Origin of the sequence: Exiguobacterium artemiae, from assembly GCF_033342815.1 — a bacterium.
Classification (GTDB): domain Bacteria; phylum Bacillota; class Bacilli; order Exiguobacteriales; family Exiguobacteriaceae; genus Exiguobacterium_A; species Exiguobacterium_A artemiae_A.
This window is the reverse complement of record NZ_JAWPEN010000020.1, coordinates 46644-53470: the sequence shown is the minus strand read 5'-3', so window position 1 is coordinate 53470 and position 6827 is coordinate 46644. Positions and strand designations below refer to the sequence as shown.

The following is a 6827-nucleotide window of genomic DNA, read 5'->3' as shown; positions in this document are numbered from 1 at the left end:
AATTACTATAACGAAGAACGAATCCAAGAAAAATTAGGCTACCTGACACCGATAAAATATGGTGTACTGGCAGCCTAATCAAGGTGTTTTATATGTGTCTCATATCGCTAGGTCAGTCTAGAAGGTGCTTTTCGTATAACTTTATTTTTAGGAAGACGGGATATTTTCCAGACCAAGATCACATTGAATCAAATCGGCATACGTCTGGCGACGGACGACTTCACGCGATTCTCCTTGATTAACAAAAACGACAGCCGGGCGTAAAAATTGGTTGTAGTTGCTTGCCATCGAATAGTTATAAGCACCAGTCCCGAAGACCGCCAGCGTATCCCCGCCGACAGGTTCCGCTAAGTCAGCGGACTCGGCAACCAGGTCGCCTGATTCGCAAGCCGCACCGACAACCGTCACCTGCCGCTTGTTTCCTTCCATTCGGTTCGCGATGACAGTCTCATACACGGCACCGTACAGTGCCGGCCGGATATTGTCCGCCATTCCGCCGTCAACCGACAGATATGTCCGGACACCTTGCACTTCTTTGATGGCACCAACCGTGTAAAGCGTCGTTCCGGCATTTGCGACGACCCAGCGCCCCGGCTCGATTCCGATCCGCGGACGATCGATTGCAAGACGCGTCGTTTCTTCATCGATGATCGCCATCACCCGCTCCATCGTTTGTTCAAAATCAAGCGGCTGGTCATCTTGTGTATAGGCAATTCCAAATCCGCCGCCGAGATTGACTTCACTTGCGACGAAAGAGGTCCGCTCGCGAATCGTTTCGACGAATCCCATCATCGTCCGGGCTGTCCGTTCAAAAAGTTCGATTTCTTGGATTTGTGAGCCGACGTGACAATGGATCCCGAGCAATACTAAATGCTCCGCTGCTAAAACGGCTTCGACGGCTTCTAGATACGAGTCATCATGCGTCGAGAAACCAAACTTCGTATCGACACCGCCGGTCTGAATTTTCGTGTGCGCCCCGCCGATGACTTGCGGGACGATCCGAATCAGGACCTGAACCGTTTGACAGGCATCCGCCGCAATCTGATTGAGTTGAGCGATTTCCCCGTAATGATCGATGACGATTTTTCCGACACCTTCTTCGACGGCATACCGTAAATCCTGCGTCGATTTATTCGAACCGTGGAAATAGATCCGTTCCGCCGGCACACCGGCTTTACGGGCGATAAACAGTTCACCGCCGGTAACGACATCAATCCCGAGACCGTGCTTGACGACCTGCTGATATACAGCACCGATCGTCAAGGCTTTAGAAGCAAACGAAGCATACGTATTCGGATATTTCTCTAAAAAGGCGTCGCGTACAGTCACCAGACGGTCCGTCAGTTCACGTTCTGCCATGACATAAAGCGGTGTCCCGTATTGTTTGGCAAGCTCCGTTGCTGCCACCCCGTCAATCTGTAGTTCATTGTTTTGTTCCGTCAAATAGCGGCTTCCGTACATCTTGCTTCCCCCTTATAGATAACGATGTGTCAAACGCCACGAACGGGCACACATCTGTTCCGAATTATTGGCTGTCCCGGTCCGGGTGATGTCATCGATTTCAATGCCATCTCCGTACAACACGACTTTATCACCGATCTCCACCGTCGAATCGACGGCGATGAACGTATGGCTCATGAATAACTTACTGATGATTGGATAACGTTTTCTATTGATGATGACCGGCAGTGATGATCGTCCGCGGACAACCCCGTCCCCGTAGCCAACCGGCAGAACCGCAACACGAATCGCTGTCGGTGCCGTATACGATGTTCCGTAACCGACGTGTTCCCCTGCTGCCACTTCACGAATTTCAACAACCTCCGTCGTCATCCGGAGCGAAGGTACGAGCCAATCCATTTTTTCGATTGGTGAGTAGCCGAACAGGAATATACCGGGCCGAACGTAATTGCAACAGGCGAGACGCGGATCATGTTTGACGATCGTTGCACTGTTTTCGGCATGGATATAAGTAAATGTGTGTTTTGCCTGTAACGGATTTCCGATTTCAAGGAATCGTTCAACCTGACCGTCGTGATCGGCTCCCGGTTCATCGGCAAGCGGGAAGTGCGTGTAGAGCCCTGTTAACATCAGCTCCTGCTCCTGTACGGTTTCAAGCACCGCTAGCGCTTCCTCCAGCGAACTGACACCAAAACGGTTCATCCCGACATTTATTTTTAGATGAAGTTCAATTCCTGATAAATCCGCCTGATGACGTTGAAGCCAATCGAGCGAAGGAATTCCGAGCGCTACTCCATGCAACCGGACTTCTTTGAAGTGCGATGCCGGATTCATCGCCAGGACATAACTGTCTGGAAAATTCGTTTTGATTTCAATTGCTTCGTAGACTTCTGCCACTGCGAAATGCCGGACACCGGCTTCCATCAATGTGGCGACCATCTCAATCATTCCTAAGTTATAAGCATTGTTTTTGACCACGGCAAAAATCTGCTTATTGGACCGGGCGAAAACCGATGCGACATTGTGCCGCACCGCTTCCCGATCGATTGTAACAATAGTTCGTGAACTCATTATTCTGCGATGGCTGGTGTCACGTAAGTCAACCACGATGCATATTGTGGCAGTTGACCCGAGACTGCTTGACGGTAAAGATCGAGTAACTCATCTGCGACAGCCCGTGTTCCGCCGTTGATGACGATATGATCAATTTCACCGACACTTGTGATTTCTGCAGCCGTACCTGTTAAGAAGATTTCATCTGCAACGTATAACTCATCACGGCCGATGTGACGCTCGACGACCGGATAGCCTTGATCCTGTGCCAAACGCATGATGACTTGGCGTGTGATCCCGTCTAGTACTGAACAATCGAGTGAAGGCGTGTAGATGGTACCGTTTTTCAACATAAACAAGTTGGCAACACTTGCTTCACTGACGTTCCCGTTCATATCAAGAGCAATCGCCTCGTCAAATCCGTCGCGAAGTGCTTCTCCTTTTAAGAGTTGCGAGTTCATGTAGTTGGCGGCAGCTTTTGCCTGCATCGGCATCATCGTCGACGATACGCGACGGTACGAAGCGACTTTCGCCCGGATGCCGGCACCTTTGTCAAAGTATTCACCAAGTTCCCAACAAGAAATCCCGACGTGTACCGTCGTATCTTTTGCCATCAATGCCTGCCACGGCGTACCGAGGAAAACAAACGGGCGGATGTAACAAGATTCAAAGCCGTTTTTGGCGACAAGATCAATCGTCGCTTGGACAAGTTCTTCCACTGTATAAGGAATCGTCACGTGATAGAACGCACAACTGCGGAATAAACGTTCAATGTGTTCCGTCAATTGGAAAATCGCCGGACCATCCGGTGTCGCATACGCACGGATGCCTTCAAAGAATCCGCTTCCGTAATGAATCGCATGGGACATGACGCTCGTATTTGCTTCTTTAGGATCATGAAAAACCCCGTCTAACCAAATTGCTTCTCCATACTGTGTATCCACTGCCATGTGTTTTCCTCCTCTTCGACGTCAATCAGAGTGAACGTAAATCATCCACTAGTTGCGTCTTCTCTGCTGTTTTTGCATCTTTCTGTTTGATGACGCGTGCTGGCGTACCAGCCACTACGCTGCCGGCAGGAACGTCTTCTGTGACGACACTGCCTGCTGCGACGACGGCATCTTTTCCGACGCGGACACCTTCAAGAATCACGGCATTCGCTCCGATTAGGACACCATCTTCAATGATGACCGGTGTTTTTGAAGGCGGTTCAAGAACCCCTGCGACCACGGCGCCTGCGCCGACATGAACGTTTTTCCCGATTGTGCCACGTGCTCCGACAACGGCGTTCATATCAATCATTGTACCATCTCCGATTGATGCACCGATATTAATGATTGCACCCATCATGACGACAGCATTGTCACCGATGACGACATGATCACGAATCCATGAACCCGGCTCGATCCGTGCGTTTAAATGGCGCGTATCAAGCATCGGTACGGCACTGTTCCGGCGGTCATACTCGACGTGAACTTCCGTAATCCGGTCTGCATTCTCTTCTAAGAAAGTTGACGCAAGTCCTGCATCGGCGAAGAAAATTTTCGATTGATCGGTTCCGAAAGCTGTTGCCCCTTCAATCGTCAGTCCTGTCAAGTCTCCGTTAACGTACAGTTTGACCGGTGTTTGTTTTTTAGCATCTTTAATGAATTTCGCAATTTCAAAAGCATCAGTTAATAACATGTGAATCCTCCTGTGTGTAAAGCGTCTCCAGTGTATAGAGTCCCGCTGATTTTTGGATGAGTGCTTCTGCTGCCTTGATCGCACCTGAAGCAAAGACTTTCTTTGACAGCGCCGTATGCTTGATTTCAATCAATTCGTCAACACCGGCGAACAACACTTCATGTTCACCGAAAATCGTTCCGCCTCGCATCGAGTGCATCCCGATTTCGTTTGCTTCCCGCTTCTCGCGTGTCGATTCCCGTTCATAGACGGGTGTGACGTCCCGCAGATCTTGTATCGTCCGGAGCAACAGATCTGCCGTCCCGCTTGGTGCATCAACTTTTTGATTATGGTGTTTCTCAAGCAATTCGATGTCAAATGCTCCGGCGAGCGGAACGAGTGTTTTTAACAGCTGTTGCATCATCGCGATTCCAAATGACATGTTATACGATTGGAAAATCGGAATTTGTGTTGACGCCTCGCGGATCGTCTGCAGTTCCGCTTCCGAAAAACCGGTTGTCGCAATGACGAGTGATGTCTTCGTTCGGATACCGTAGGCAAGCAAGTCCGGTAAGAGACTTGGATGTGAAAAATCGATGATCGCATCGACCGACTCCGTCATTTCGGCAAGCGTCCCGTAAGACGGCACCTGTTCCGCCGTTTTCGTTTTGTCGATGACGGCGACGACAGCATCCGGTGCCAGTTCGTGCACGTAATGTCCCGTTGCCCCGTAACCGTGAATGGCGAGTTTCATCCAACCACTCCTTTGTAACTGCGCATCGTCTCAAGCAGATGGGCATGTCCCGCTTCCGACTGACGGACGAGCGGCAGACGAGGTGCCCCGACAGCAATCCCGATTTCTTCGAGTGCGGCTTTGACGGGAATCGGATTGACATCGCTGAACAACGCTGAGATGACAGGCATCAAATCACTTTGAATCTGTCGTGCCGTCACGTAGTCATCCGCAAGTAACGCTTCCGCAAGCGCCTGTGTTTCCGCCGGATATGGATTTGATAAGACGGAAATCACACCTTGTGCTCCCCAGGCCATATAAGGAAGAATTTGATCATCGTTGCCGCAGAAGACGGCAAAGTCAGCTGGTAAGGCCGTCATCAATTCACCCATGAAACTGACGTCTCCGCTTGCTTCTTTAAAGGCTTGGATATTCGGATGTTTCGCAAGCGTCACGGCTGTTTCGACCGAAATCGCAACCCCCGTTCGTGATGGCACATTGTACAGCATGATCGGTAAATCGACGGCATCTGCAACCGCCGTGAAATGGGCGACGAGTCCTGCTTGCGACGTCTTATTGTAGTAAGGTGTGACCAGCATCGCTGCATCCGCACCAAGTCGAGCCGCCGTCTGTGTTTTCTCAATCGTCTGTGCCGTGTTGTTTGTTCCGGTTCCGGCAATAACCGGGACACGGCCGGCTGTCACACGGACTGCCGTTTCAAGTAACGTCTCAAACTCTGCATTCGTCAACGTCGACCCTTCACCGGTCGTCCCTCCGACGACTAACGCTTGAATGTTTGCTGCGAGTTGTTGCTCGATCAGTTGTTCAAATACGGTTAAATCCAGTTCACCGGTTGAGGTAAACGGTGTAGCGAGTGCTGTTCCTGCTCCTTTAAACATATCGGATTCCTCCTCGTTTCTTACGAATGGATTGAACTTTCAAGCGCTTGACGCGCGACTTGGACGGCGTTCGAAGCAGCCCCTTTACGGATGTTATCGGCGACGCACCAGATGTGGAAGGTGTTCGCAAGACTCTGATCCTGTCGAATCCGTCCGACGTATACATCATCCGTTCCACTGGCATCAAGCGGCATCGGATACTGATTTTGACTGACATCATCGACCAGAACGACGCCGGGTGCTTGACGCAATGCTTCACGGATCGCTTCGACCGTCGTCTCCTGCTCAAACGTCACGTTGATGGCAACGGAATGCGAATTCGTGACCGGGACACGGACACATGTCGCACTGACCGGTAACTCCGGTAAGCGGAAGATTTTCCGTGTTTCGTCAATCATCTTCTGTTCTTCTTTTGTATAACCGTCCGGTAAGAACACATCGATATGCGGCAGGATATTATCATGAATCGGGTGTGGATAGTTGACCGGTTCTTCGCCGCGACTGCCACGTGCTAAGTCCTCGATCCCCTTTTGACCGGAACCGGATACGGCCTGATACGTCGTATAGTTAACGCGCTTCAAACCGAATGGTTGAAGTGGGGCCAGGGCGACGACCGATTGAATCGTTGAACAGTTCGGATTGGCGATCAAACGATCGTTCGGACCGATTGCCTCCGGGTTCACTTCCGGTACGACAAGCGGAATATCCGCCTGCATCCGGAAAGCACTGGAGTTGTCGACGACGAGTGTTCCTGCTGCAGCGAGTAACGGAGCATACTGTTCACTGATCGTTCCGCCTGCTGCGAACAGTGCGACATCAATCCCGTCTTCCGTAATCTGTTCCGATAATGCTTGAATCGTGACGTCTTGCCCTTTGAACCGAACGGTTTTCCCGGCAGAACGAGCTGAAGCGTAAGCTGAAATTTGACGAACCGGAAAGTCGAGTTCCGCCAGGACTTGCAACATTTTTTGTCCAACGGCGCCTGTTGCGCCAATGACTGCTACATGATACATATGGTT

General features: G+C 50.7%; 8 protein-coding genes. 1 reads left to right on the top strand and 7 read right to left on the bottom strand.

The window, feature by feature from the left end; all coding sequences use genetic code 11:
* A partial coding sequence (locus R7V76_RS16690) for an IS3 family transposase (RefSeq protein ID WP_369076250.1) occupies positions 1–78 on the top strand: 78 nt, incomplete at its 5' end.
* Between the two features lie 69 nt (positions 79–147).
* On the opposite strand, the gene lysA is transcribed toward R7V76_RS16690, so the two are convergent.
* The 7 genes from lysA to R7V76_RS14960 are packed head-to-tail and all read right to left on the bottom strand — an operon-like array spanning position 148 to position 6821.
* A complete protein-coding gene (gene lysA / locus R7V76_RS14990) occupies positions 148–1461 on the bottom strand; it encodes a diaminopimelate decarboxylase (RefSeq protein WP_318094009.1) in 1314 nt (437 codons plus the stop codon).
* A gap of 12 nt (positions 1462–1473) precedes the next feature.
* A complete protein-coding gene (alr, locus tag R7V76_RS14985) occupies positions 1474–2532 on the bottom strand; it encodes an alanine racemase (protein WP_318094007.1) in 1059 nt (352 codons plus the stop codon).
* On the bottom strand, positions 2532–3464 hold the full coding sequence (locus R7V76_RS14980; RefSeq protein ID WP_131504474.1) for a branched-chain amino acid transaminase: 933 nt from the start codon (positions 3462–3464) through the stop codon (positions 2532–2534). The genes alr and R7V76_RS14980 overlap by 1 nt, the downstream gene beginning before the upstream one ends.
* Before the next feature lie 25 nt (positions 3465–3489).
* Positions 3490–4197 (bottom strand): 2,3,4,5-tetrahydropyridine-2,6-dicarboxylate N-acetyltransferase, encoded by a 708-nt coding sequence (dapD, locus tag R7V76_RS14975; protein WP_318094003.1) that lies wholly within the window; start codon positions 4195–4197, stop codon positions 3490–3492.
* On the bottom strand, positions 4184–4930 hold the full coding sequence (gene dapB, locus R7V76_RS14970) for a 4-hydroxy-tetrahydrodipicolinate reductase (RefSeq protein WP_318094001.1): 747 nt from the start codon (positions 4928–4930) through the stop codon (positions 4184–4186). The genes dapD and dapB overlap by 14 nt, the downstream gene beginning before the upstream one ends.
* The gene (dapA, locus tag R7V76_RS14965) at positions 4927–5808 is read right to left on the bottom strand and encodes a 4-hydroxy-tetrahydrodipicolinate synthase (RefSeq protein ID WP_318093999.1); all 882 of its coding nucleotides are present in this window, start codon (positions 5806–5808) and stop codon (positions 4927–4929) included. Before dapA ends, dapB begins: the two co-directional genes overlap by 4 nt.
* A 20-nt stretch (positions 5809–5828) precedes the next feature.
* A complete protein-coding gene (locus R7V76_RS14960) occupies positions 5829–6821 on the bottom strand; it encodes an aspartate-semialdehyde dehydrogenase (RefSeq protein ID WP_318093997.1) in 993 nt (330 codons plus the stop codon).
* Between the last annotated feature and the right edge of the window lie 6 nt (positions 6822–6827).